The following is a 24,773-nucleotide window of genomic DNA, read 5'->3' on the forward strand; positions in this document are numbered from 1 at the left end:
ACTGTTCGCGGAAGTGTCACTACGCAACCGGCCAGGGTTTCCCGACTACCACTGTGCACACTGCATAAGTCCTGACGACCCGCAGTCGGTCAGGATGTCGCCGCGTGAAATCGCAGCTGCTGCCCTGGACGCAGCTGTGCGAGCAGGTCGACGTCGGCCGTGACCACGGTCCCGACGACCGGATATCCGCCGGTGATGGGGTGATCGGCGAGGAAGACGACCGGTTCGCCGCTTGGTTGCACCTGGATCGCGCCGAGCGGTACTCCTTCGGTCGGCAGTTCCTTGTCGTTGATCCGGGTGAGTGGCGCCCCGTCGCCGACCCTGGACAATCGCACACCTACGCGGTCGGCGCGGTCGGTCATCTGCCAGCGGCCGGTGAACAGTGACTGCGGGTCGGAGAACCAGTCGTCCCGCGGGCCGAGCAGTACGCGGACGGTGACCAGACCGGAGTCCATCGGCGGCACCGGCGCCACCTCGACATTCGGCCAAGGGCAGTTCTCCGTCGGACCAACGCTGAGCTGCGCACCCTCGGTCAGCGGCTCGGGGCCGAGTCCGGCGAGGGTGTCTCTACTGCGGGAGCCGAGTACCGGATCGACGGCGATACCGCCGCGCACCGCGACATACACGCGCAGCCCGGCGGTGGCCATGCCGAGCTTCAATCGCTGCCCGGTGCCCAGCGCGAGAACGGACGCGCGAGCCTGGGCGACACCGTCCACGGTGATCGGCGCGTCGGCACCGGTCACCGCGAGCAGGACCGGCGCCTCGGCCACGAGTTCCAGTCCGCCGAGCAAGGTTTCGATGCCTGCCGCGTCCTCGGGGTTGCCGACCAGCCGATTCGCCAGCTTCAGCGAACCTCTATCGGCCGCACCGGATACGCCGACACCGATGGAGAACCAGCCGGGCCTGCCGAGGTCCTGGATGGTGCTCAACAGACCCGCATCGAGGATGCGTACCACGGTCATTCGCCGGCCCCCTCGATGAAACGGACCCGGGTGCCCGGGCGCAGCAGGGACGGCTCGGCCCGGTCGAGGTCCCACATCCGGACGTCGGTGGTGCCGATGAGCTGCCAGCCGCCGGGCGAACGCCGCGGGTAGACGGCGCTGTATCCGTCGGCCAGCGCCACCGAGCCCGCGGGCACCGACGTCCGTGACTCGGACCGGCGCGGCACGGCCAATCCCGACTCGGCGGCCTCGAGATAACCGAACCCCGGAGCGAATCCGATGAACGAGCACCGCCACACCGTGCGGGTGTGCGCGGCGATCAGCGCGCGGACCGAGATACCCAACTGTGCCGCAACGCTTTCCAGGTCCGGCCCGTCATAACGGACCGGGATGGTGCGTACGTCGTCCGGCAGTACCTCGGCCGAGCCCGCCCCCTGGATACTCCGAAACAGCTGCCGCAGTTGCTCTTCGACGGCTCGGCTGTCCGCCGCATCGGTCATGGTGACCAGGACGGTCTGCGCGGCGGGCAGCACATCGTGCACGCCGCTGGGCAATTCGCGGCGGAGCAGGTCGATGAACGCGACCAGATCGGCGTGCTCGTCGGGCGCGACGAGCATCGACCGGTCCCCCGCGGGCAGGATCCGCAGCGGCGCCCTCGGCACGGTGATCGCGGACATCGACCCTCCTTCAGGCTAATTCGCGGCCGCGGGTTTCCGGCAGGCCGAACAGCGCGATGACCGCGAGAACATATCCGAAGGCGCCGAACATCATCGCGCCGGCCAGGCCCAGCGTGGTGGAGGCCAAAAAGCCGACCACGGTGGGGAATACGGCGCCGACACCGCGACCGAAGTTGTAGGTGAAGCCCTGTCCGGTACCGCGGGACGCGGTCGGGTACAGCTCGGACAGGAACGACCCGAAGCTGGAGAAGATGGCCGCGGTACAGAAGCCCAGCGGGAAGCCGAGGATCAGCACCATGGTGTTCGCCCCCTCCGGCACCTGGATATAGGACACCATGAAGGCGACCGACAATACGGCGAAGAGCTGGATGGTGCGTTTGCGGCCGATCCGGTCGGCGAGGATGCCGCCGGTGACATACCCGAGGAACGCTCCGCCGATCAGCAGGAACAGATAACCGCCGGTACCAACGACATTCAAGTCGCGGCTCTTCTTCAGGAAGGTCGGCAGCCAGGTGGCGAGGGTGTAGTAACCGCCTTGAACACCGGTGGCCAGCAAGGAGGCGAACAGCGTCGTCCGGAGCAGGTCGCGCCGGAAGATCGACACGAACGATCCCGCCCGGTTACCCGCCGACTCCCGGCGCTGGGTGACCGTCTCGGAGTCGGTCAGATTGCGGCGCACCCAGATGATCAGCAATGCGGGCAGCGCACCGGTCCAAAACAGCACCCGCCAGGCGAGATCTTCGCTCACGAATTGGAAGACGAGCGTGTAGACCAGCACCGCCAAGCCCCAGCCGACCGCCCAGGCACTCTGCACGTAAGCCACCGTGCGGCCTCGATACTTGGTCTGCGCGTACTCGGCGACCAGGATCGCGCCCGCGGCCCATTCGCCGCCGAAGCCGAGACCCTGGAATGCCCGGAAGACCAGCAGCGTCTCGAAATTGGGTGCGAAACCGCACAGCACGGTGAACAGGGTGTAGGTGGCGACGGTGAGTTGCAGCGTGCGCACTCGCCCGATCTTGTCGGCCAGCACACCGGCCAGCGCGCCGCCGAGCGCGGACACCAGCAGGGTGACCGTGGTCAGCAGCCCCGCCTGGCCCGAGCTGATGACGAAGTACGACGAGATGGCACCGAGCGCCAGCGGCAGCACCTGGAAGTCGTAGGCGTCCAAGCCATATCCGCCGAACGCGCCGAGGAAGGCCTTCTTGCCTTTGGCGCTCAGCGTTCGGAACCAGTCGAAGGGTTGTGACTTTTCGGCCGGATCCACCGGGAGGTCTGTGGAAAGGCTCATGGCTGCCTCGCAATGCTCGAGCTCAGGAGAGCGACGTACGTCACAGCAGACTACGGATCGTTGAACGATTCTGCAATCCTAAGGTGGGATCGTCGGCTGGCGGTTCGATCACTGGGTTATGCTCGAACGGCAAAGCCACTGGTCCGCGGAGGTTTGGATGACGACACCGGTAGATCGGCCCGATCCCGTCTACACGGCGCTGTCCGAACACAAGGGCCTGCTCGCCCGCTCCAGTCGCAGTTCGCAAACCGCCGACATCGTGCGGGCCAGCATCCTGGACGGGTCGCTGCGACCGGGCACCCGCCTGTCCGAGCCGGATATCTGTGCGGCACTGGGAGTTTCGCGCAACACGCTGCGTGAAGCGTTCCGCTCGCTGATCGAAGAACGGCTCGTGACGCACGAGCTCAATCGCGGCGCCTTCGTGCGCATCCCGACCCCGGACGATGTCGCAGAGCTCTATCAGTGCCGCCGGGTGATCGAGGGCGCGGCCGTGCACAGTTTCGATCCAGCCGGCCAGCAGCCGACCGACCTCGCCGCCGCGCTCGCCCACGCGGATGCCTGTGCCGCGAACCAGGATTGGACCGGCGTCGGCACGGCCGACATCGACTTCCACAAGGCGATCGCCGCGCTCAACCGGAGCAGGCGGCTGGACGAGATGATGTCGAGCGTGTGGAACGAGCTGCGTCTGGTCTTCCATGTGATGGCCGATCCGCTGACCTTCCACGAGCCGTATCTGGCTCGCAATCACGAGATCTACGAGGCGATGGTCGGCGGTCGAACCACCGAGGCCGAGCAGATGCTGGCCGACTACCTCAGCGACGCAGAGTCACACATTCGCGCGGCGTACACCCAGATTGTCACCTGAGCTCTAGCGCGGCCGCGGCGGATTCCGACGAGCCCGCCGCGCCCGTTTCCGGCATCGTGAGCGCAATCCTGGTCACCGGACCGTCGGCCGAGGACAGTGGGACGACTTGTCCCGTGTGTCTCGTGCCAGGAGAGGTCATCATGTCCGACAGCAGTGCGCAATTCCGGCCGATCGAATCGCTGCTCGCGCAGACCGCAACCGAGTTGGGGGTGCGGTCGGTGCGGGTGGTCGACAACGACACCGAACTGTTCGTGCGTGATTCGCGCGCCGACCCGGCGGCCGAACAGGCCCTTGCCACGCGCCCCGCAACGCTCTGAGCTGCGGCGCGACGCGTTCAGAAAATCTACAGTCGCGACTGTAGACATTCCCGCACCGCTGTTATATGGTTCATCCCGTCAGCAGAGAAGAAAGTCGCATTGGCCGGGTAGAGGATGAACTTCCCGGAATGAGATGAAGTGACTGAATACCCTCCCCTCCGGGTGGCTGACGACAACGCCACCGGAGGGGAGGGACGTACACCACGAAAGGTAGGGAGCGGTGCCCGGTTCCGACGCGCTCTCAGCGTTCGGACGGCATAGCGCGTATCGCAGCGCAAGCGGGCATCGCGGTTCCATGGATTGGAGGTGGTCGACAGTCCTAACGATGCGATCCCCACACCCCACCCTGCAGCACGGGATGTGGAAAGACGAAGCCGGTCACGATGATCGGCATGGTGAATAAACCCCCTCTGGGCCCCGGCGCTCCACGCGCCGGGGCCCAATTCTTGTTTCGCAGATAGGTATTCATGCAACAGACCCACGCCGAATCGGCAACCGACAACCCCGGCGCCAAACTGGACGACGACGACTATCCCGCCTACAGCATGGGCAGTGCCGCAGACGCCCTCGGCGTCACCCAGGCCTTCCTGCGCGCCCTCGACGCCGCCGAACTCCTGACCCCCCAACGCTCCGACGGCGGCCACCGCCGCTACTCCCGCTACCAACTGCGCATCGCCGCCCGAGTCCGCGAATTGGTCGACCAGGGCACCGCGCTCGACGCCGCCTGCCGCATCATCATTCTCGAAGACCAGCTCGCCGAAGCACAGCGCATCAACTCCGAACTGCGCCGGAATCACGGGCAGCACGCGGCCGGCACCGGTCGCGATATCGCGCTTTAACCGTTGCGCTCAACAGGTTCGGGCAGCTGATGCGCGGACAGCGGCAGTGGTCGACGCGACCACCGGTTCACGGCTCGTTCGCGGTCAATGTGGCGACCCCCGGCCCAGTCAGCAATGCAGCTGCGACAGAACGGCCTGTCGCGAGCAGGAGCAGCGCGCCTGCGGTTCCCTGGACGAGTTCACCCGTGCCCGTAGACCACTCGATGTCGGTCGCGACGAGGCGATAGCCCGACAGTCGCTCTTCGATGCCGAAACGATCGGCCGTTTCCCATACCCGGTCCAACGCCGATCGGGCTGATACAGCAGGCATTTCATGGACGATGCCGAGCGGAATGGCGATGTCTTGGGCATGCACCAGGACGTCCAGCAAGCGGTCGGCCGGCACTGTGCCGATCGGAACGAATCGGGACGGTGCGGTGGCACGTAGCTCCGCAAGCAACTGGCGGGTGCCGACGCGGTCGGCGTAGCGAATGGCGCTGTCCCGCAAGCCCCGATGCACGTTGCCACGGGCACGGATCAGATTGACCACTATCCAGCCGAGATTCGCGCGCGTCGACAGCACCAGATGCGCGACGACATCGCGGATTCGCCATCCCGCACAGAGGGATGCGCGGTCCCAGTCGGATTCGGTGCGGTCGGCGAGCAAGTCGGCCAGGCGCGCTCGTTCGGCGGCGACGGCCTGCCAGATCTGCTCGGTCGTCATGGATTCGGGGTGGTTCATCGGTCGATCCCTCTCACTCGAAGTTCCATTACGGTAGGAACTCCACCCGAGTGGAGGTTCAAGTCGATGTGACCGAGGACACCTACCCTGCCGCGATGAGCATCGGAGAGTTGGCGCGCCGCACCGGGGTGCCCGTGCGGACCATCCGGTTCTATTGCGACAGCGGGATTCTGGAGTATCGCCGGACCGGCGGCGGGCATCGGATATTCGACTCCCCCGCGGCGGTGGACCGGTTGCTGCTGGTGCGCCGGTTACGCGCGCTGGGTGTGCCGCTGCCCGCGACCCTCAACGTGCTCGACGGCGCCGAGTCGATCGGTGCGGCCGCAGCCGCCGAACGCGCCACCGTCGATGCCGAGCTCGACGCGCTCCGGTGGCGCAGGGCGGCCCTGTTCGCTATCGAATGCGCACCGCCCGGCGAACGTGCGCGTCGCCTGGAACTGCTTGCCGCGGTGCAGGACCGGAGCTCGATCATCGATAGCGCCGTCGCATTCTGGCGGCCCATTCTCGGCCCGCTGCCCCGCGAGCAGTTCGATTCGTTCATCGACATGAATCTGCCTGCGCTGTCGAGCGATCCCGCGCCGCATCGGTTGGTCGCCTACGCCGAGCTCACCGCGCTCGCCACCGATCCGCGCGTCAAAACGGCGATGACGCAGCAGATCTGGCGATCGGAGCACGGGAAAATCGGTGACCGCAGGCACTTGGCGACGGCCGTCGCCGACGTCTGCGAGATCGTGGCGCCACTGGTCGCCGCCCACGAAAGACCCCGTCCGGGAGCGGAGCTCGACCAGTACGTGCACGCCCACGCGACAGCCCGCCGCGAACGGGACACTCCCCGGTTCCGGCGCGCACTCCGCACCGGCACAGCGGACACCGATCCCCGGCTGCACCGCTACTGGCACCTCACGGCCGAGATCACCGGCACCGAGGCGACGGCAGGAGCCATCCACTACTGGCTGTCGGACGCGCTGCGGCAAACGATCTAGCGCCGCAACGCCTAGCGGTCGCGGCCCGCCGCGGGGGTGGACGTCTTGCGGCTGGTGCGGGCGCGGCGCCGGGCGGCCTGGAGTTCGGCGAGTTCCTGTTCGAGGATCTCGGCGATGCGGAATTGGCCGGTGTCGTGGATTTCCGGGGTGGGGATGGCGGGGGCGTCCTTGCCGGGCTTGGTATCGGCTGGGGTGGTGGGCTTTTCGTCGACCGGCGCGGCCGGCCGCTTGATGGCGGCGGTCGGCGCGGTCGCGGACGGGCGTTCCGCCGACTTCACGGTGAGCTTGTCGGGGGTGGTGGCGGCGGGCTTGCTCGGCTTCGCCGGGGTGGCGATGGTCTTCGACGGCGCGGCCTGCTGAGCGGCGGCCTTGGTCGGGGTGGCCGACTTCTGGCTGGGGGCCGCGACGGCGGGCTTGGTCGCCGTGCCGGAGCCGTTCACCGGAGTGGCGGGCTTGCTGTCGGTGTCGCGCTTCGCGCCGTTCACGGGAGTGGCGGGCTTGCTCTTCGCGGCGGACTCTTCGGGCGCCGGTGCCGGCACCGTGGGCTTGCGGTCGGAAGTGCTGGGCGCGGAGCCGTTTTCGGACTTCGCCGCGGGGCGGCTGTCCTTGGTGTCGGCGAGGTCGCTGCCGAGGGTCGCGGCGGCCACCACCTTTGCCGAGGGCGGCGGGGTGGTGGAACGGAACGCCGAGCGGACGGGAGCGGCGGGCTCGGGTGTTGCCGCGTCGTCCTCGTCGGTGACCACGACGGTTTCGATCTCGGGGTCCACCACGGCGTCGCCGGTTGGTCCGGCGCCCAGTTCCGCGAGCGGGTCCGGTTCGGCCTCGACGGTCAGCTCGGCGATGGAGCTGGACGCCATCACCTCGGCCGCCGAGCGGCGCAGCCGGTAGCTGGCGATCGCGGGCAGCGTGCGGCGGATCTGCTCGGCCGGGTCGGGCAGATCCCGGACCTGGTCGGTGGCGCGATGGATGGCGAGCCCGTACCGGGCGCTGGCGGCGTCGTGGATGAGCAGCGCGACACCGATCATCACCGGCGCGACGGCGTGCACGGCGGCGTCGTACCAGTGCTCCGCACGCAGGTACGGGTAGGTGTTCAGGGTGACGGTCAGCGACAGCAGCGCGACCTCGGCGGCGACGACCTGCTTACGGTTGTCGACGACACCCCACTCGGCCACCTTGTTCGTGCCGATCATGATGATGATCAGGCAGACGCTGATCATCGCTTCCAGCAGGTAGCTGAACCAGTACAGCGGGTCACCGGGACCGCCGGGCGCGATGTTGTGCTGGACATTCACCGCGGACCACAGCATGCCCGCGCCGACGACACCGGCGAGCGCACGCAACGACCAGGCCCGATGCCGATACAGCGAGGCGAGTTTGGCATGCGGGCTCGACTCACGGCGCTGCGCAGCAATTGCCTTGCGGGCCACCAGTAGATCTCGCATGTCGGCCTTCTCGATCGCTTCGGTGGTCTGCCTGGCGCGGTCGGCCGCCGACGCGGCGGCTTGAGCCTCTTTCCAGCGCTGACCACGGTCTTGCCCGCGAATCTTCTCGGCTAGCTCGCGTTCGGCCAGCAGCTCGTCCTCGGAGAGCGCTTCGGTCAACGCGGGATCGAATTGGTATGCCAGCCGGCCGCGGGCCTTCTCGACCCGCCTCGCCAGCTGTGTGACCTCGTCCTCAATGGGATGCTGGATGGTCATTTCGGCTCCAGGAGGAGATTCGATGGCAGACAAGTGATCACGCGTGGGAAGGCTACATCGCATTCGCCCGTGACGCACCGTTGCCAGCGAAAACCGTCGATTTGCCGGGTGAATGCGGCGTGCCGCCGCTGTGTTTCCCGGATGATCATAGAACAGGCACGACGATTCGCAACCGCTGTGTTGCCGGCGATCGACCGGTCGGCGGCGGTGCGGCGGCGGTCACTGCGCGCCGAGTGTCTTTGCACTGTCGGCGAATACGACGAGATCAGGAAAGGCCCGACTTCACTATGACCGGTTCGTCCGGCTCTCCACGATGAAACTCGCTGCGGTCGTGGCGCTCCCACCGATGTTGAGGGTGGCGAACCGACGGGCATCCGGCACTTGATAGGCTCCTGCCTGCCCGGTGACCTGTTTATAGGCATCGAGCACCATTCGTACACCGGTCGCACCCACGGGATGGCCACCGCCGATCAATCCACCACCAGGGTTGACCGGTATCCGGCCGTCACGCGTTATATCGCCGCCTGCCACGGCTTTCCAGCTCTCCCCCGGACCGGTGATGCCGAGGTGGTCTATCGCCATGTACTCGGACATGGAGAAGCAGTCGTGCACCTCCACGCCGTCCACCGCGTCGATATCGGGCAGGCCCGCACGACCGAGTGCGTCGAGCATTGTCCGGCGCACATGGGGAAAGACATACGGGTCGTCGGCGCTGGCTCTTATCTTTTGCGCCAACGGCAGGCCCGCGGTGCGATGACCCCAGCCGCTGATCACCGCGCGGCTGTCGGGCCGTAAGTCGCTGCGCCGCGCCAGGAATCGGTCGGATACCAGGACCACGGCGGCCGCACCGTCGGTCATCTGACTGCAATCCTGACGGCGTAGCCGACCGGCCACCGGCGGGTTCGCGGTGTCGTCGGTGCCGAAGCTGTCCGGGGTGAATGTCCAATTCCTGGTCTGTGCCAGCGGGTTGGTGCGTGCGTTGGCGATGTTGAGCTCGCTGATGGCGCGCAGGTGGGTGTCGTCGAGGCCGTAGCGGCGGTCGTACTCGTCGGCGACCTCGGCGAACATGGTGGGCCACACGAACTTCGTGTCCTGCGCCTCGTGACCGACCCAGGCGGCGGCACCGAGATAGCCCGCCGCCACGTCGCCGGGGACGGTCTTCTCCAGCTCGGCGCCGAGCACCAGGGCGCAGTCGTAGCGACCGGATTCGAGGTCGGTCATCGCGGCCAGCAGCGCCATACTGCCGGAGGCGCAGGCTGCTTCGTGCCTGCCCGCCGGTACGCCCCACAGTTCGGGGATGACCGTGGCGGGCATCCCGCCGAGTTGCCCCTGGCCGGTGAACAACTGTCCGAACGCGTTGCCGACGTGGATCACGCCAACCTCGTCCGGTGCGATGTCCGTTGTCGCGAGGGCTTGGCCGACCACGGTTCCCACGAGTGCGTCGAAGCCCTTGCCGTCGCGGTGCCAGTTGACGGCGAAATCGGTTTGGCTGCCGCCTAGCAGGTGAATGGTGCTGGTGGACATGGGAACTCCTGTATGTCTCGGCTGAACGGTGCTTGTCGGATGCCGTTCAGGGCTGGTCGCCGGTCAACGTCGCGCGAAGTTCGCGTCGCAGCAGCTTGCCGACCGGGTTGCGGGGCAAGGTCTCGACGATCTCCAGTCGCTCGGGCAATTTGAAGGAGGCCACCTCGCGGGCGCGTAGGTGCTCGGTCAGGACGTCCAGCGTCACGGTGGCGTCGGGCGCGGGAACCACGAACGCGCAACACTTTTCGCCGAGCACCGGGTCCGGGTAGCCGACCACCGCGACGTCGGCTACGCCCGGCGCGTCAGCAAGGAGGCCCTCGATCTCGGCCGGGGCGATGTTCATGCCGCCGCGGATGATGATCTCCTTCATCCGGTCTACGAAGCGCAGGTATCGGCCGCCCTCTCCGCACAGCTCGAATACGTCTCCGCTGCACAGGAACCCGTCGTCGTCGAACGGCTCGGTCGAGGCGGTGCCGGGCAGGTAGCCGCCGAACACCGCGGGGCCCGCGAGCCGGAGTTCGCCGGTGCCACCGACTTCCGTGACCGTCGCGCCGGTACTGACGTCGACGAGTTTCACCGCCGTTCGGTCGGCGAGCCGGGACGCCCACTGCACGTTGGGCGCGCCGTAGCGCGGGAGGTACTGCGCGCGGATCTCCGGGTCGGGGAAGTCGATCGGTGCGCCGAGCAGGCATACACCTTCGTTGGAGCCGAAGAAGTTGAGCACCTCGATGCCGAGCTCGTCCTGCCAGCCGCGCACCACGCTCGGAGGCAGCGGGGCACCACCGGATCCCACCCGCCGCAGCGACGACAGGTCGGCCGAGGCGCGCAGAGTTTCGTTGTGCAGCAACATCGTCAACAGTGCGGGCGGCATGCTGGTGTGCGTCACTCGGTGCCGGGCGATCTGGCCGAGGAAGACCGGTAGGTCCAGTGGATGGTGTTGCACCAGGTGTCCGCCGGTGAGCAGCCACGGCAGGAAGGATGCGGCGAAGCCCGCCATGTTGACCATGGGGAAGGGGTTGAGCAGCACCGACTCCGGCGTGAGATGCAGTCCGTCCTGCACGCCCCAGGCCATGGCGAGCCAGTCGCCGTGGCAGCGGGGGATCCCCTTGGGTGCGGCTTCGGTTCCGCTGGTCCAGCAGATGGTTACGCGGTCGTTCACCGAAACCGTCAGTCCGCTGACGTAGAACCGCATCCGCTCCCGATCGGCGGTGTCGGCGGGTTCGCCCAGCAGGATCGCACCGTCGGGCACCCCGGGTCCGAAGGCGAAGACAGTGCCCTCGTTGCCCACCACTTCCAGTGCCTCGCAGGCGAGTTCACGCCCCGACAGCTGGCCAGCCGTGATGATCGCCGTCGCGTCGGCGGCGGAAACAATGCCCGACAGCTCATGACGGCGGTAGGAAGCGGGCATGGGCGTCGCGACCGCGCCGAGCCGCCACAGCGCGAAATAGGCGGCTGTCAATGCGATCGAGTTCGGCAACAGCACCGCGACGGTGTCCCCTTGCCGAATGCCGTTGCGGTACAGCACTGCTGTGAGATCGAGGATGTGCTCGTCGAGTTCGCGCCAGGACAGCGTCCGTGGTTCCGCACCGGTCAATGCGGCGAGGTTGGCGGGATCGGTGACGGCGGGCGCGTCCGGCGTCGCGTCGATCCGGCGCTGCAAGAGCTCCGGCAGGTTGTCGGGCTGCCACCACCCTCGATCGAGATATTCGCGCACTCGGTCTTCTGGGTGGCAAGCACGGACATTCACCCTTGAAGCAGTGGAGGTTACGGCAATGGAGTTGATCGCAGTTGCGTCGGCGGCGGCAGCAATATCTGTTGCGGTGGCGGGTGATTCAACCATGGCATGTTCCTTCATTCGAGACGCCGCAGCACCACCGCGGAACCCAGACCTAGGGCTGCGGGGATGGTGATCAGCGCGTGTTCGCCGCCCGTGCGCGTTAGTGCGCCGAGGGCTTGGACGATCAGGTTGCCGCCGGTCGCGCCGAGGGGGTGGCCGACGGCGAGTGCGCCACCGGTCGGGTTGACCAGGTCCTCGTCGAGATCGAGCTCTCTGGTGAGCAGAATCGGTGTGACGGCGAAGGATTCGTTCGCCTCCACGACGTGCAGGTCAGCAGCGGTGAGGCCGGCGCGCGCGAGCGCTACCCGTGCCGCGGCGGCCGGGGCGGTCAGCAGTGGTGAGCGCACGGCGGTCTGCGCGGTGCCGATAATTCTGGCGATCGGCCGCCGCCCGAGCAGCCTTGCCGCGCGGACGCTTCCCACAACCACCGCGGACGCACCGTCGGCGAGCTGTGGCGCGGTCGCGATGGTGTGCAGGCCGGCTGCCGGGCGCGGAGAATCGGGCAGGTGCCGGGCTACCCGCTCCCATGCGGGGTCGTCTCCGAACAGGGCTGGTAGTGCGGCGAAAGCGGCGCTGCTGGCGTCCGGCCGAGCGCCCTCGTCCGCGGCGAGCAGCACGGTAGCGCCCTTGCGTACCGGCACGAGGAACTCGGAAGTCGTTGCGGCGGCTGCCTTCTGATGTGAGCGCACCGCGTAGGCGTCGAGTTCGGCGCGGGTGATGCCGTAGGAGGCGGCGGTGAGGTCGGCGGACACGCCGATGGTCACGAAGCCGGTGCGTTCACCGAGATCGGTGTCGGTGGCGATGGCCGGGCGATCCGACAGCATCGGCACCCGGGACATCGACTCCACCCCGCCCGCGACGATGACGTCCGCGTAGCCTGCGGCGACCCGGGCTGCGGCGCTCTCGATGGCGTCGAGTCCGGAACAGCACAGTCGCGATACGACGCCGCCGGGCACTCGGTCCGGCCAGCCGGCCCACAGCGCTGCGGCGCGGGCCAGGTTTCCGCCCTGCTCCCCGACCGTCGTGCTGATGCCGACCAGGATGTCGTCGACGGAATCCACACTCAGCGAGCGGCTTTCGAGGGCGCTGAGTAGTTGTCCGAACAGTTCGTACGGCGGAATCTCGGCGAGCGTGCCGCCTGCTTTACGAACTCGTCCCCTGGGCAGCCGGACGGCGTCGTAAATGTAGGCGTCAGTCATGGTCGATCCTCGCCAGCGTTTCGAGCGTGTGGTGACCGGCGGGATCCTCGGCCGAAGTGGCAGGCACGACGACGATCTCGTCGGCACCCGCACGCCGATACGCGTCGAGGCGGTCGGCCAGTGCGGCAGCGTCGCCGAACATGCCTACGGCAGCAGGCAATTCGTCGGGCACGGCAGCCAGGACATCGCGGGGGTGCGCACCGCTGTGCGCCAGCCGCACCACCTCGCCGAAGCCCGCCTCCTCGAACATGGCGTCGTAGCCGGGCGCCCGCAGATAGCCCACAACACCGCGGCGCACGGTGGCGCGCATGTCGGCGGTCGGGTCCGCGGCGGCGGTGACCCACACCGAGATCGATGGGCTCGGTACGCCTACATCGGCGGCGGCCGCCCGCACCAGTTCGGCACACCGCGACACCTGGTCCGGCGTAACCAGATTCAGCACCACACGATCGGCCGTACGAGCGGCAGCAGCCAGCGCACGCGTACCGAAAGCGGCCACGGCGATCGACGAGTGCGGCGGCGCGAGCCGGAGCCGGTAAACCTTGATGCGCTCCACCGCTCCTTCGAAATCGACCTTCTCGCCCGCGAGCAGCCCGCGCAGGATGCGCGCTGTTTCCTCCAGATGTACTGCGGTGCGGTTTCTTTCACGGCCATGCCAGCCGCTCACGACCACGGTGCTCGAACTGCCGATAGCGACGCCAACGGACCGACCGGTGAGCGCCGCCACGCTCGCCACACCCATCGCAATCGTGGCGGGACTGCGGACATCGACGGCAAAGGGACCGAGACACAACGGGATTCGGCCTGGCGTTAGCCCGATGGCGGTGGCCAGCGCGAACGCGTCGAAGGTCGCCATCTCCCCGATCCACAGCCGGTGGTACCCGAACTTCTCGGCCGCTTCGGCGACGGCGAGGGCATCCAGCGGATCGCGGTCCTGCCAATACGGCAGGCTCACGCTCAGCCGGTGCCGGTCGGCGCTCACTCGGCCGTTTGCGCGGCGGCGCGCATCCGGTCACCACTGACCCAGGTCGCGTGGAAACCGAGGGGCACGCGGGTTGGCAGGCCCAGGCGGCACATCGGCCCTGCCGCGAGGTCGGCGGCGTCGTAGATCCATACCTCCGACAGCTGGGTGTGGCTGTTGAAGGCGAACATGGTCAGCCAGGCGTCGTCCTCGGCGCGCGCGTCCGGGCGGGGCACCACGGCGAGCTCGCTGCCGAAGATGCCGTCGCCGAACGGCTGGGTCTGCTTGGCGCCGGTGCGCAGGTCGTACTTGATCACCGCGTCGAAGAGCATGGTGCTGTCCACCGACAGTCGCATCTGATACGACCAGCGGCCGCGCTGCCCGGTGCTGCCCTGGTCGATGGCCGGGAACTCCGTGTTGACGTCGTCCATGGCCTCCTCGAGGGTGGCGCCGGTGCGTAAGTTGAAGCGATACTTGTGCAATTTCGCCTCGGGCCGCAGGTAGGCGAGCAGCTGTGCGAGGGGGTTCGCGCGGTCGGAGACCGGGCTCGGCTTCGAGACCCGGCAGACCACCATGACGATCTCGTCGCCGTCCTCCCACGCGTTGACCGTGTGATAGATGTAGCCGGGCGCAGCCTCGAACCAGCGCACCTGCGTACCGTCGCCGCGGCGGGGCAGCACCGCGAAACGGCTGGGCAGCGTGCGGTCGAAGAACAGCTTGAACCGGCCCGCCGCGGCGGCCCTCGGGTCGTTGTAGAGCGGCAGATCCATCAGGATCGAATAGTTCTCGGTGATCGCCATGTCGTGCGGCAGCCGCGGACCCGGCAGTTCGAGCCCGGTGTAGTGGGTGACCGTGCCGGAGGGGTCGGCGACGCCGTAGCGCAGGTACGGCGCGTGGATGCCGTAGTCGAAGAAGATGAATTCCTCGGCGCGCTCGTCGACCTTGGCGTGTGCGGAGACCTCGCCGGGCAGCGTGCCGCCGAAGGTGTCGACGCCCCGGGTCTCCAGGCTGATCGGGTCCAGCGCATAGGGTTTGCCCGCGCGGTACCACAGCGAGAGCAGGTTGCCGTGGTGGAAGACGACGTCGGTGTTGGCGGAGTTGCGTTCCCTGCGGTCGCCCGGCGGGTTGTCGTCCCACGGCTCGATCACGCCGCGCCACAACGCTGTTCCCGCCGCGCGCTCGGCCTCGAACTCGGTGGTGCGGATGTAGCGATTGCGGTAGGTGGCCTTGCCGTTCTCGAAATGCACCGCGTGCAACATGCCGTCGCCGTCGAACCAGTGGTAGCGGCCGATGGGTGCGAACTGCGGGTTGGGGCCGTTGCGCACGTAGACGCCGTCGAGGTCGGCGGGGAGCTTGCCGTGCAGGACGGCGAGGTCGGTCGCGGTGATCTCGTCTGCGGTCGGCGCGTACATGCCTTCCAGATACGGATTGGTCAGTGCTTGCGCGGCGGGCGCGATGAGTTCTTCCTTGAGCGTCACGATGCTCTTCCCTCCACTACAGTTAATGAAGTGATACGCGTCTCAAAGAGGGGTGTCAAGAGTGCCTGGTTGCCGGGTCAGGCGAGGCGGTCGAGCACGGCCTGCGAGACCGGCTCGAACCGGACGTCGGTGCGTTCGAGCCGGGCGTCGCAGCCGCGGCAGCGCAGAGCCGGCACCAAGTCGGAACCGCAGGCGCGATGCCGGATACGCAAACCCGGTTCGGGCGCTTCGGGATGCGCCAGTGCCGACCAAGCGAGCAGGAAAGCGAAGATCGGGAACAGTGCGCGCCCGCGCGGGGTCAGCCGGTATTCGCGGCCCGCGCCTTCGCCGGATCGGTACAGGATCTCGGCTTCGCACAGGCGAGTGAGCCGCTCGGTCAACGTGGTCGGTGACATGTTCATGGCCGTACGGAAGTCGCCGAATCGGCGCATGCCCGCCAGCGCGAGACCGGTCACGGTGGCGCTCCATCGGTCGCCGATCGCCGCCATGACCTCGTCGAATTGCATATCGCTTCGCGCCGAAACCGGGGCGCGGGCGCGGCGCCTGCCACTGGAGGTGAAGCGCCCCAACGCGTCGTCACCGAGTTCGACATCGGTATCGCGCGGAGTCACCGGGTGGCCGCAGGTTCGGCACATCAGCACCGGCGGTCCCCGATGACCGCACTCGTCGTGCACCAAGTCGGGGTGCAGCGCGCCCTCGGCGGTCCATTCGCGCTGCCAGCCCCAGATGGAGACGAGGATTTCCCAAGTGGCGCGGCCCAGTTCGGTCAGCAGATAGTCGAATCTGTCCGAGGTTCCGGCTTGTGGGGTGCGGACGAAAACGCCCGCGTCGACAAGGGCCGCGAGCCGCGCGGTGAGTACGGCGGGAGGGGCACCGGTGCGCTCGATCCACTGGTTGAACCGGCTGGCGCGGTTGACGAAGGCGTGGCGCAGGATGGTCAGCGTCAAGCGGTCGCCGAGTAGGTCGAAGGTCGCGGCGACAGGGTGCGGAGTGGGTGACCCGGAGTCGATCGGCTCATCCGCCATCCGCGCGTTCACCTCCACATTCCAATCGTAGATTGCACTTCATTAACTGTAGTCGAGGGTGCTGCCGACAGCGCAGGCTCAAAAGGTGAGCGCATCGCGCCATCCCCGCCGACAAAGCCCTAGCCGAAGTGCGACCGTACGCCGCCGACTCAGCCGCCGGACTGGCCGGGCGCTGTCCCGCGCGCCTGTCATGGGGGTGGCTGGTTGGGGGCGTACTGCTTCACGATCCACCGGCAGATCGCTTCCACGACGTAAGCCCGCTCGGCGTCGTTGAGCGCCTGCCCAGCCGGAATGGCGTGCCAGCGCGCGAGACAGGTGCGGCAGCACGTCGCGGTGGCGTGTTGAGCGACGAAGACGGGATGTCCGCGATAGGGCGTCTGCCGACCGTCGTTGCGCGGTTCGGCCGGGGCCAGCCTGCGCGCGATCAAGTCCTCGGCGTGCTTGCGGACGGTGTTGATCCCGCGCAGGTCGACAACCGCCCGGTCCCGTCCGCGTAGCCGGAACTTCGCGCGGAAATGGTGCTGGCCGATCCGATCCAGTCTGTCGTCGAGTTCGTCTGTCATAGGTTCGGGATCCCGTTGCATTCGAGCACCGTCCGGAACCGACCGGGGTCGCTCTGTCGTCACGAAACGGACGCTACCAACAGATACCGACACCAAACCTGAGAAGCACTGACCGGCTGCCACACATACACGTCGGTAAGGATCGGCTGGTGCCCGAAGCGCTCCTCGATCCATCGCGCCGTCGTCCGACAGCGCCTCACATTTTCGCTGGCCGCATCGTCGGATTACTGGAAGCACAGGTCGGCTGCCGGGCTACCGGCTTGTGGCAGGCAATCCCGAACGGAGACACGATGACCTCGGATGAATCCCAGATCAGGGCGTTCCTGGAGCGACGCACCGCTGCGCAGCGGTCGAAGGACATCGATCTGCTCATGTCGTTCTATTCACCTGACATCAGCTATTACGACGCGGTAGCACCCCTGCGGTTCACCAGGGCCGCTGAAGTGCGTCGCAATTTCTTGCGATGGTTCGACGGGTACGTCGGCCCCATCGGCTTGGAAACGCACGACCTGACCATAGTCACAACCGAAGACGCCGCCTTCGCCAACATGCTTCATCTGGACTCGGGAAAGCGCCGAGGCGGGATCGAGTTGCCGATATGGGTACGAGAGACGGTCTGTCTGCGACGGTTGGCTGGCGCCTGGGCTATTACGCACGAGCACATCTCGATTCCGATCAACCCGGCGAACTTTCAAATCTGGTTCGCATCCGAGAAGGATGCGCCTGCTCGGGGCGGTGGCCGTTCGATATTCGGGCTGGTCGCAAGCAGCTTGCGCACACGTCTCGGCTTGCGGCGTGGGGCGGTTGAAAAATTGGCGTGACACCGCCGTCCCGCCGGACGATGGGGCTAGCCGTGGACGGCTCCGTCGCGGCCCTCGAACGCGTGCTACCCCGGGGCGCCGATGACTGACGCGCCCAACGGCTCCGGACCACCGGCCACCGCGGCGTGGCCGCTTCGCTCAGCGCGGTCAGCGGTATGCGCGGATGTGGCATCCTGCTGATTTCGTGGGCGTGTTCGTTGGTGTGCGATAACGTCTGAGTCGTCCTGCAACGATGCGCTTTTCGCAATTGGACGACTCGGAGAACAAAGTCCGGTGGTGGTCGGAGGTCGGTTGGATGGGTACGTTTCAGGTGTTCCCGACCTCGGCCCACGCATGCTGACGGTCCGCGGTATCTCCTATTGGGTCGGTGACACACCCGAGGCCGGGCTGCGGCGCGATCTCGAGACCATCGCCCGAGACCTGCACTGCACCACCGTGATGCTCATCGGCAGCAATAGGACAGGGCTGATCGAGGCCGCCCGCACCGCCCTGGAAACAGGCCTCGACGTCTACCTGCGGCCCCACCTTCCCGACCGACCGCAGTCGGAGTTGCTAGAGCATCTAGACGCCCTCGCGCACGCAGCCGAGGAATTGCGCCGAGCGCACCCCGACCGCGTAACGCTGATGGTCGGCAGCGAGTTCACCCACACCGCGCCCGGCATCGTCCCTGGCCCGAAGTCGTTTATGCGCCTCAAACTCATCCTGCGCTGGCACCGGCTCCTGCGCCGCAGACTCGACCGCCGGCTGCACACCCTGCTCACAGCCGCCGCGAGCACCGCGCGCCACCGCTTCCACGGCCCTCTCACCTACTCCGCGGCCGGTTGGGAGCACGTCGACTGGTCGTTGTTCGACCTGGTCGGCGTCAGCCTCTACCGCAACGCCCGCAACCACGCCGGCTACACCGACCGCCTACGCAGCCTCGTCCGCGACCACGACAAGCCCGTCGTCATCACCGAGTTCGGCTGCGGCGCCTTCACCGGGGCGGACCTGCGCGGCGCCGGCTCCTTCCAGATAGTCAACTGGTTCGCCGACGCCCCCTACGTCCGCGGCGACCATCCTCGCGACGAGACCGTCCAGGCCCGATACCTGAGTGAACTCATCGACCTGTACATCGCGGAAGGCGTATACGGCTGCTTCGTGTTCACCTTCGCCATGCCCGACTTCCCACACCGAGACGACCCCCGACTGGACCTCGACAAGGCCGGCTTCGGGATCGTGGCGGTCAGTGAATCGACCGCACGCCGTCCCAAGGCGGCATTCCACGAAGTCGCGCAACGCTACCGTGAGTCGAACACCCGGGCACACCAGGAAGACTGACACCGGCAGCCGACGCGGAACTGGCGGCCATTGCCATTGGCAGAGCGATCGCGGTTGCTGCGGCTCGGGACGGTGAAGTTTCGGTGGGCGTAGCAGCCCGGCTCCTCGCGTGACAGCATCGATCGACGACGTGCGGAGCAGTACGAGGAACGGCGACCGGCTGCCGTCCCGCTGATCATGCCCGACGGTCGCCGTGCGGTGGTCGTGGGTGCCTGACAGACTCGGCGGGTGACCGATTCTCGTGATGCCGACGCGACCCGGCTGGCTGCCGCTTCGCTGGCGCAGGGTGACCCGACCGGATGGTTCGAGCGGCTGTACGCGGCCGCCTCCGAAGGGGCGGCGGTGGTGCCATGGGATGCCGACGAGCCGAATCCGCTGCTGGTCGACTGGATCGAGCGGCATGAGCGGGCCGGTGGCGGGATGCGGGCCATGGTGGTCGGGAGTGGGTTGGGGCGCGATGCCGAGCATCTGGCTGAGCTCGGGTTCGAGACGACCGCGTTCGATGTGTCGGAGACCGCGATACAGACTGCGCGGGAACGTTTTCCGGCATCCACGGTGAACTACCAGGTCGCCGATTTGCTCGCGCCGCCCGCCGAGTGGGCCAGTGCGTTCGACCTGGTGGTCGAGTCGATCACCGTGCAGTCGATGCCGGTCTCGGTGCGGGCGGTGGCGACTGCGAATGTCGCGCGGATGGTGGCGCCCGGTGGCGAGCTGCTGGTCATCGCGGCTATTCGCGAGGAAGGCGTGGAGGTGGACGGGCCGCCCTGGCCGCTCACCCGGGCCGAGGTCGACGCGTTCGCGGTCGGGGATCTGCGATCGGTGCGGGTGGAGCAGGTGGCCCGACCGGACAAGCCGGGGTTCGCGCGGTGGCGCGCGGTGTTCCAGCGGAGCTGAGAGCTGCGCGTCGCGAGCGACGACGGCAGGATGGGTGGGGTGACCGACAACGGCCTGGTCTGGTATGCGGCGTACGGGTCGAACATGCACCTGAGCCGACTGCGGTGCTACCTCAACGGAGGCACGCCGGAGGGCGGCGCACGGGCCATGCTCGGCTGCCGCAACCCGGCCGAGCCCGTCCGCTCGATGCCCATCATGTTGCCGGGCTTGCTGTATTTCGCCACCGAATCCCTGGTCTGGACCGGCGGCCGCGCGTTCTACGACCCGGAGGGACCGGGCGAGACCGCAGCCCGCGCCTACCTGCTCACCGCCGCGCAATTCTCCGACATCGCGGCTCAAGAGATGTACCGCTCCCCCGGCACAGACCTCGATCTGACCGAGGTGATCACCACCGGCCGCGCTCCCCTCGGCCCCGGTCGATACGAAACCCTCTCCTACGCAGGAACATTGGTGAACCACCCGATAGTCACCTGCACCGCCCCCTGGCGCCACACCGACCTCCCCGGCAACGCCCCTTCCTCCGCCTACCTACGCCACCTCGCCGCTGGGCTCATCGAATCCCACGGTTGGACCATCGAAACCACCGCCACCTACCTGGCCACCCGCCCCGGCGCCGACCTCACCTGGACCCCCAAAACTCTCACCACCCTCCTGACCAGTACTCCGCCCCCGGTGTGACGCGCTGCCGAAAATAGCTTCTGCTGCGGCGGGCAAATGTGAGAACGTCTGGGCGTGAGCGATGGATGGCCCGACCGCCTGGTAGTACGTCCCTTCACCCTCAGCGACGCCCGTCAGGTAGCCGATTGGCAGTACGCCGGTCCGTGGCAGATCTACAACTTCGGCGCTGCCGATGACGATGAATTGCCAAGTGCGGCCGATGGATACATGGCAGTAGCCGATGCCGACACAGACCGCATCGTCGGGTTCTTCTGCACCGGACCCGAGGCACGGGTGCCGGGCCTCGATGAGGACCCCACCATGGTCGACCTCGGCGTCGGTATGGATCCGCAATGGGTCGGCAGCGGTCACGGCATGCACTTCGGTACCGCCGTGCTCACTCAGCTCCGCCGAGACCACCCGGCGACCCCAGTTCGCGTAGTCGTCCAGACCTGGAACACCAGGAGCAGGCAGTTGTTCCGCCGACTCGGATTCGTCGAACACGGCGAACACCACTGCGTGCAGGACGGTCGATCAGTCGCCTACACCGTGGCCGTGCTGTCCGTCGACGTCGACATTCAGATGGCCACGCGCACATAGCAACCCCGCGCGCGCTCCAGTGGCGCGCACAGCTGAGCTCGCCGTCGCAGCCGCAGGCCCACCCGCCGGAACGAACGTCTCAACGGGTGGGTTCCCTTTCTTGTGCGCGATCGGAGCACTGCCTACTCGCAGCTATGCGGGAGGCGAATCCTTGCCTTCACGCAGAATCTCGATTTCCTCCAGCCGCGCTGCCACCGCGTACTTCGACGGCCTCAAATCATGGTGCACCGGACCCGGCAACCGCTTGGTGCGACGGATCATCGCCACACCCGGTGAGGAAACGGCGCGTGGGATTCAATGACCGGGTAGCGTTTCTCGCCTTCACCACCGGCACCACCCAGCAGTTGAGCGGCTTCCGCGTCGACGAACCAGCGTTCGTCCAGGGTGCGATCGGGCATTTCGAACAGCTGTGGCTGGCCGGACGCTCGCTCGAACGGCATCCAGCCGACGGGATCTGATCCGTTGGGCACCAAAGCTTCTGGATCGTCTGCACCTGAGGAGTTCAGGACCCGACCAGAACTGCCGCACCCTTTCTCGGGATCCGCACCGACTCCGGGCGCCCGTAGGTAGTGCGGATCCCGAGAGAGGGTGCGGCGCCTGTGACCCGGTACTCAGCCACTGGTGATCGTCTCATCGAGCGAACCATGTCCGGAATCCCCGGCGCTAGCCGCGACCGGGGGGTTCGTGCCGAAACCTGGGATCGGTAGGGGACGCACGCGGCATCTACTTACCCCATGACATCTTCTCAACCTCCCACGAACCAACCGCAGTCCGCCGGCCTGGACAAGAAGACCAGCGCGATCCTCTCGTACGCGCTGGGGTGGCTCACCGGAATCGTCTTCCTATTCATGGGAAAGAACGATCCCGACGTGAGATTCCATGCCGCACAATCGATCGTCTTCTTCGGAGCGGTCTCGGTGGTCAATATTGTGCTGAGTATCGTCGGCTCGCTCCTCGGAGCCCTGGGGATAATCTTCAGCCTCGCCGGACTCGCAGTCGCGGTCTTCTCAGTCGCCGTCTGGATCATGGCCATGGTCCAGGCGAACAGCACCGGCGGTGTCCGCGCCGAACTTCCCATCGTCGGGAAATTCATTGCCCCCCATGCCGATCGCCTGACCACCGCAGTCAAATAGCGGCCCAGCTGCTGGATTTCGTAACGATGATGCTGTCGGCATCTCTGCACGCCAGCCAGATGCGACAGTCCGAAGATCAACGGCCCGAGGCTATCTCGGGCCGTTGGCGTTCGCGCTGGGAGTACTCAGCCCTCCCCGTCGAGGGTCAGCACGACCAGCGGCATGGGCCGGTCGATCTTCGACTGGAAGTCCGCCAGCAGTGGGTGGTTGGCCAGCACCCAGGCTGCGAACTCGTCGTAGTCCGCACCTTCGAGCACCTTGCCGGTCGCCTGGTAGGTCTTGCCCCGGAGCTCGATAGTGACCTGCGGATTCGCCTTGATGTTGTACCACCAGGCCGGGTACTTGTCCTCGATGAACGAGCTCACGAACATGGTCTCGCCCCGATACAGCGGTCCCAACGGAGTCGTGTGCCGCTTGCCGCTCTTGGCTCCCGTGGTGGTGAGCAGGATCAGGTCCCCGCCCGCATAAGCACCGCCCACCTTGCCCGAGTTCTCCCGGAACTCCTTGATCACGTCATCGTTCCAGTTGGCGATGCCGCCCTGCTCATCCCAAGGCTGGTTCCACGGCGCATTCGGATCGTTGTAGTCGGTGATCTCGGTCTGTTCCGCAGTCGATTCGTTTTCGCTCATGAGTCGATTGTGTCGCGAAGGTAGGACAGTTACGGTCCTAATTGACGCCGAGGTTTTCGGGAGTGAACAGGTAGCGGGTGAACCAGCGCGGCAGCTGCCGCTGAAGTGCGTGGTCGCCGTGGACCTGAACTCCGGGTTGTCGCAGCAGTTGCTGCCAGGACAGGTTCCCGAGCCACCATTCGGTTGCCGCTCGGGTCGGTGTGGTGAGCCAGATGTCGACGGGTGCGCCGGTGTCGTCGCGGCACAGGTCTACCCCGGTCCGGGACAGGTGTAACCAGAACCTGCTGTCGGAACTCGGCCGATCGGTGAATTCGATGGCGAGCACGACTCGACGGTCGGGCAGCGCGGCGACATCGACTCGGCGGCGCATGTCCCAGGTGAGGGCGGCGGTGTCGAGATCGTCTTCGCCCAAGGCGGCGCTGTCGGTGGTGATGGCCCATCGGGCCAGTTCCCGGACCACGGGGGCGAGCGCGGCACCGACATCCGTGAGGCGATAGCCGTCGACGACGCCGGCAGCGCGCAGCACCCGTAGCCGCGCCGACAGAGTTGCCCGGGGGATCCGCGGCAATCCTCGGCACAGGTCACCGAAACTCGAGGCGCCGAGCAGGAGTTCGCGAACGATCAACAGCGTCCACCGCTCACCGAGCACATCCAGCGCCCGCGCCACGGCGCAGAACTGTCCATAACCACCCACACCGAAAGCGTATGGACCGCAGGCCCGCAGCGCAGTTCAAGAATTGAACTTCCGGCTCCGGCGCGGTGCGCCGACGATCGGCAGTGTCGATGAAGGCGTCGGAAGGATGAGCAATCATGGGAATCAGTAGCAGCGTGCTGACAGCGATCGGTCATACACCGCTGGTCCGTTTGCACAGAGTGGTGCCCGCCGACTGCGCGACCATTCTGGTCAAGGTCGAGGGCAACAACCCGACCGGCAGCATGAAAGACCGCATGGCACAGGCCATGCTGGCTGCCGCCGAGGCCGACGGGAGGCTACGGCCGGGCGACACCGTTGTCGAATACTCCGGCGGCAGCACCGGTGCCGCGCTGGCCATGGTCTGCGCGGCGCGCGGATATCCGCTGCGAATCGTCAGCTCGGAAGCGTTCAGCGAGGACAAGTTGATTCAGATGGTCGCGCTGGGCGCCGAACTCATCCTGGTCAAGAGCGAGCACGGGCGGATCACCAAAAAGTTGATCCTCGAAATGATCGACACGGCAGCAGGATTCGGTCGTCAACCCAACACCTACTGGACCGACCAGCTCACCAACACCGACAGCATCACCGGCTATCACTCGATGGGCGAAGAGATCTGGGCACAAACCGGTGGCCGCGTCGATGGCTTCGTCCAAGCGGTCGGCACGGCAGCGTCACTGCGCGGGGCGACCACACCGCTGAAGCAGTACAACCCACGGCTGCGGGTGGTCGCGGTGGAACCGGCCGAATCCGCCGTGCTGTCCGGCGGCCGTCCCGGCGCTCACCTCATCGAAGGCATCGGCATCGGCTACCGGCCCCCGATGTGGGACCCCGACCTCCCCGACGAGATCATCCCCGTACCCACCGCCGACGCCGAAGCCATGGCACGACGACTCGCGCGCGAAGAAGGGCTGTTCACCGGAACCTCCTCCGGCGCCAATGTCCTCGCGGCCATCGAACTCGGACAACGACTCGGCCCCGAGGCAACCGTCGTCACCATCCTGGTGGACTCCGGCCTGAAATACCTCAGCACGAACGTGTTCCGGACAAGCCAGGGTTCGAGCCGAAAATCCCCACATGGAAATGTTTGACGTGGTTTGTGACCTCGGCGGAGCC

General features: G+C 67.0%; 26 protein-coding genes. 12 read left to right on the forward strand and 14 right to left on the reverse strand.

Annotated elements, in window-relative coordinates; genetic code table 11:
- Positions 1–89: 89 nt before the first annotated feature.
- The 3 genes from IBX18_RS30255 to IBX18_RS30265 are packed head-to-tail and all read right to left on the reverse strand — an operon-like array spanning position 90 to position 2,906.
- Positions 90–962 (reverse strand): biotin-dependent carboxyltransferase family protein, encoded by an 873-nt coding sequence (locus tag IBX18_RS30255; RefSeq protein ID WP_194836894.1) that lies wholly within the window; start codon positions 960–962, stop codon positions 90–92.
- Positions 959–1,618: an allophanate hydrolase subunit 1 gene (locus tag IBX18_RS30260; protein WP_194836895.1), complete on the reverse strand. Its 660-nt coding sequence runs from the start codon at positions 1,616–1,618 to the stop codon at positions 959–961. The genes IBX18_RS30255 and IBX18_RS30260 overlap by 4 nt, the downstream gene beginning before the upstream one ends.
- A gap of 10 nt (positions 1,619–1,628) precedes the next feature.
- Positions 1,629–2,906, reverse strand: a complete 1,278-nt coding sequence (locus IBX18_RS30265; protein WP_194836896.1) for an MFS transporter — start codon at positions 2,904–2,906, stop codon at positions 1,629–1,631.
- A gap of 157 nt (positions 2,907–3,063) precedes the next feature.
- Here IBX18_RS30265 and IBX18_RS30270 point away from each other — a divergent pair, with 157 nt between their 5' ends.
- The 3 genes from IBX18_RS30270 (at position 3,064) to IBX18_RS30280 (ending at position 4,927) form a co-directional block, all read left to right on the forward strand.
- Positions 3,064–3,771, forward strand: coding sequence for a GntR family transcriptional regulator (locus IBX18_RS30270; RefSeq protein WP_194836897.1), 708 nt, complete (start codon positions 3,064–3,066; stop codon positions 3,769–3,771).
- A gap of 140 nt (positions 3,772–3,911) precedes the next feature.
- On the forward strand, positions 3,912–4,088 hold the full coding sequence (locus tag IBX18_RS30275; RefSeq protein ID WP_194836898.1) for a hypothetical protein: 177 nt from the start codon (positions 3,912–3,914) through the stop codon (positions 4,086–4,088).
- 467 nt (positions 4,089–4,555) lie between these two features.
- Complete coding sequence (locus IBX18_RS30280; RefSeq protein WP_194836899.1) at positions 4,556–4,927, forward strand: helix-turn-helix domain-containing protein; 372 nt, start codon at positions 4,556–4,558, stop codon at positions 4,925–4,927.
- A 67-nt stretch (positions 4,928–4,994) separates the two neighbouring features.
- On the opposite strand, the gene IBX18_RS30285 is transcribed toward IBX18_RS30280, so the two are convergent.
- Complete coding sequence (locus IBX18_RS30285) at positions 4,995–5,648, reverse strand: maleylpyruvate isomerase family mycothiol-dependent enzyme (RefSeq protein ID WP_194836900.1); 654 nt, start codon at positions 5,646–5,648, stop codon at positions 4,995–4,997.
- A gap of 95 nt (positions 5,649–5,743) precedes the next feature.
- Here IBX18_RS30285 and IBX18_RS30290 point away from each other — a divergent pair, with 95 nt between their 5' ends.
- Entirely contained in the window at positions 5,744–6,631 is an 888-nt protein-coding gene (locus tag IBX18_RS30290) for a MerR family transcriptional regulator (protein WP_194836901.1), read from the forward strand.
- An 11-nt stretch (positions 6,632–6,642) separates the two neighbouring features.
- Here IBX18_RS30290 and IBX18_RS30295 read toward each other — a convergent pair whose 3' ends face one another.
- The 8 genes from IBX18_RS30295 to IBX18_RS30330 all read right to left on the reverse strand — a co-directional run bounded on the left by IBX18_RS30295 (position 6,643) and on the right by IBX18_RS30330 (position 16,915).
- The gene (locus IBX18_RS30295) at positions 6,643–8,328 is read right to left on the reverse strand and encodes a hypothetical protein (protein ID WP_194836902.1); all 1,686 of its coding nucleotides are present in this window, start codon (positions 8,326–8,328) and stop codon (positions 6,643–6,645) included.
- Positions 8,329–8,613: 285 nt separating this feature from the next.
- Complete coding sequence (locus IBX18_RS30300; protein ID WP_194836903.1) at positions 8,614–9,852, reverse strand: acetyl-CoA acetyltransferase; 1,239 nt, start codon at positions 9,850–9,852, stop codon at positions 8,614–8,616.
- A 46-nt stretch (positions 9,853–9,898) separates the two neighbouring features.
- A complete protein-coding gene (locus IBX18_RS30305; protein WP_194836904.1) occupies positions 9,899–11,692 on the reverse strand; it encodes a class I adenylate-forming enzyme family protein in 1,794 nt (597 codons plus the stop codon).
- Positions 11,693–11,703: 11 nt separating this feature from the next.
- A complete protein-coding gene (locus IBX18_RS30310; protein ID WP_194836905.1) occupies positions 11,704–12,888 on the reverse strand; it encodes an acetyl-CoA C-acyltransferase in 1,185 nt (394 codons plus the stop codon).
- Positions 12,881–13,870, reverse strand: coding sequence for an LLM class F420-dependent oxidoreductase (locus IBX18_RS30315; protein ID WP_306796481.1), 990 nt, complete (start codon positions 13,868–13,870; stop codon positions 12,881–12,883). Before IBX18_RS30315 ends, IBX18_RS30310 begins: the two co-directional genes overlap by 8 nt.
- Positions 13,867–15,327 (reverse strand): carotenoid oxygenase family protein, encoded by a 1,461-nt coding sequence (locus IBX18_RS30320; RefSeq protein ID WP_194836906.1) that lies wholly within the window; start codon positions 15,325–15,327, stop codon positions 13,867–13,869. Before IBX18_RS30320 ends, IBX18_RS30315 begins: the two co-directional genes overlap by 4 nt.
- A gap of 77 nt (positions 15,328–15,404) precedes the next feature.
- Positions 15,405–16,370 carry a helix-turn-helix domain-containing protein gene (locus IBX18_RS30325; protein ID WP_306796482.1) on the reverse strand — a complete coding sequence of 322 codons (966 nt, stop codon included), beginning with the start codon at positions 16,368–16,370 and terminating at the stop codon, positions 15,405–15,407.
- Between the two features lie 170 nt (positions 16,371–16,540).
- Complete coding sequence (locus tag IBX18_RS30330) at positions 16,541–16,915, reverse strand: DUF4186 domain-containing protein (protein WP_194836907.1); 375 nt, start codon at positions 16,913–16,915, stop codon at positions 16,541–16,543.
- 149 nt (positions 16,916–17,064) lie between these two features.
- Between IBX18_RS30330 and IBX18_RS30335 the strand changes: the two genes are divergently transcribed.
- From IBX18_RS30335 to IBX18_RS30365, 7 genes are all read left to right on the forward strand, one after another.
- The gene (locus IBX18_RS30335) at positions 17,065–17,736 is read left to right on the forward strand and encodes a nuclear transport factor 2 family protein (RefSeq protein WP_306796483.1); all 672 of its coding nucleotides are present in this window, start codon (positions 17,065–17,067) and stop codon (positions 17,734–17,736) included.
- Positions 17,737–18,027: 291 nt separating this feature from the next.
- Positions 18,028–19,053: a hypothetical protein gene (locus tag IBX18_RS30340; protein WP_228541985.1), complete on the forward strand. Its 1,026-nt coding sequence runs from the start codon at positions 18,028–18,030 to the stop codon at positions 19,051–19,053.
- 228 nt (positions 19,054–19,281) lie between these two features.
- Positions 19,282–19,947, forward strand: coding sequence for a bifunctional 2-polyprenyl-6-hydroxyphenol methylase/3-demethylubiquinol 3-O-methyltransferase UbiG (locus tag IBX18_RS30345; protein WP_194836908.1), 666 nt, complete (start codon positions 19,282–19,284; stop codon positions 19,945–19,947).
- 39 nt (positions 19,948–19,986) lie between these two features.
- Positions 19,987–20,625, forward strand: coding sequence for a histone deacetylase (locus IBX18_RS30350; protein ID WP_306796484.1), 639 nt, complete (start codon positions 19,987–19,989; stop codon positions 20,623–20,625).
- Between the two features lie 54 nt (positions 20,626–20,679).
- Complete coding sequence (locus IBX18_RS30355) at positions 20,680–21,204, forward strand: GNAT family N-acetyltransferase (RefSeq protein WP_194836910.1); 525 nt, start codon at positions 20,680–20,682, stop codon at positions 21,202–21,204.
- A gap of 287 nt (positions 21,205–21,491) precedes the next feature.
- Complete coding sequence (locus IBX18_RS30360; RefSeq protein WP_194836911.1) at positions 21,492–21,662, forward strand: hypothetical protein; 171 nt, start codon at positions 21,492–21,494, stop codon at positions 21,660–21,662.
- 276 nt (positions 21,663–21,938) lie between these two features.
- Positions 21,939–22,337: a DUF4870 domain-containing protein gene (locus IBX18_RS30365; protein WP_194836912.1), complete on the forward strand. Its 399-nt coding sequence runs from the start codon at positions 21,939–21,941 to the stop codon at positions 22,335–22,337.
- 125 nt (positions 22,338–22,462) lie between these two features.
- On the opposite strand, the gene IBX18_RS30370 is transcribed toward IBX18_RS30365, so the two are convergent.
- Positions 22,463–22,966: a nitroreductase/quinone reductase family protein gene (locus tag IBX18_RS30370; RefSeq protein ID WP_194836913.1), complete on the reverse strand. Its 504-nt coding sequence runs from the start codon at positions 22,964–22,966 to the stop codon at positions 22,463–22,465.
- 37 nt (positions 22,967–23,003) lie between these two features.
- Positions 23,004–23,660, reverse strand: coding sequence for a helix-turn-helix domain-containing protein (locus tag IBX18_RS30375; RefSeq protein WP_194836914.1), 657 nt, complete (start codon positions 23,658–23,660; stop codon positions 23,004–23,006).
- Positions 23,661–23,776: 116 nt separating this feature from the next.
- Between IBX18_RS30375 and IBX18_RS30380 the strand changes: the two genes are divergently transcribed.
- A complete protein-coding gene (locus tag IBX18_RS30380; protein ID WP_194836915.1) occupies positions 23,777–24,748 on the forward strand; it encodes a PLP-dependent cysteine synthase family protein in 972 nt (323 codons plus the stop codon).
- Positions 24,749–24,773 lie beyond the last annotated feature (25 nt).

This window comes from Nocardia sp. XZ_19_369 (genome assembly GCF_015355715.1).
In the GTDB taxonomy this organism is placed as follows: Bacteria; Actinomycetota; Actinomycetes; order Mycobacteriales; family Mycobacteriaceae; genus Nocardia.

Excerpts from the sequence above, each read along its gene's own strand:
- IBX18_RS30255 (WP_194836894.1), bottom strand. The coding sequence starts at position 962 with ATGACCGTGGTACGCATCCTCGATGCGGGTCTGTTGAGCACCATCCAG.
- IBX18_RS30260 (WP_194836895.1), bottom strand. The coding sequence starts at position 1,618 with ATGTCCGCGATCACCGTGCCGAGGGCGCCGCTGCGGATCCTGCCCGCG.
- IBX18_RS30265 (WP_194836896.1), bottom strand. The coding sequence starts at position 2,906 with ATGAGCCTTTCCACAGACCTCCCGGTGGATCCGGCCGAAAAGTCACAA.
- IBX18_RS30270 (WP_194836897.1), top strand. The coding sequence starts at position 3,064 with ATGACGACACCGGTAGATCGGCCCGATCCCGTCTACACGGCGCTGTCC.
- IBX18_RS30275 (WP_194836898.1), top strand. The coding sequence starts at position 3,912 with ATGTCCGACAGCAGTGCGCAATTCCGGCCGATCGAATCGCTGCTCGCG.
- IBX18_RS30280 (WP_194836899.1), top strand. The coding sequence starts at position 4,556 with ATGCAACAGACCCACGCCGAATCGGCAACCGACAACCCCGGCGCCAAA.
- IBX18_RS30285 (WP_194836900.1), bottom strand. The coding sequence starts at position 5,648 with ATGAACCACCCCGAATCCATGACGACCGAGCAGATCTGGCAGGCCGTC.
- IBX18_RS30290 (WP_194836901.1), top strand. The coding sequence starts at position 5,744 with ATGAGCATCGGAGAGTTGGCGCGCCGCACCGGGGTGCCCGTGCGGACC.
- IBX18_RS30295 (WP_194836902.1), bottom strand. The coding sequence starts at position 8,328 with ATGACCATCCAGCATCCCATTGAGGACGAGGTCACACAGCTGGCGAGG.
- IBX18_RS30300 (WP_194836903.1), bottom strand. The coding sequence starts at position 9,852 with ATGTCCACCAGCACCATTCACCTGCTAGGCGGCAGCCAAACCGATTTC.
- IBX18_RS30305 (WP_194836904.1), bottom strand. The coding sequence starts at position 11,692 with ATGGTTGAATCACCCGCCACCGCAACAGATATTGCTGCCGCCGCCGAC.
- IBX18_RS30310 (WP_194836905.1), bottom strand. The coding sequence starts at position 12,888 with ATGACTGACGCCTACATTTACGACGCCGTCCGGCTGCCCAGGGGACGA.
- IBX18_RS30330 (WP_194836907.1), bottom strand. The coding sequence starts at position 16,915 with ATGACAGACGAACTCGACGACAGACTGGATCGGATCGGCCAGCACCAT.
- IBX18_RS30365 (WP_194836912.1), top strand. The coding sequence starts at position 21,939 with ATGACATCTTCTCAACCTCCCACGAACCAACCGCAGTCCGCCGGCCTG.
- IBX18_RS30370 (WP_194836913.1), bottom strand. The coding sequence starts at position 22,966 with ATGAGCGAAAACGAATCGACTGCGGAACAGACCGAGATCACCGACTAC.
- IBX18_RS30380 (WP_194836915.1), top strand. The coding sequence starts at position 23,777 with ATGGGAATCAGTAGCAGCGTGCTGACAGCGATCGGTCATACACCGCTG.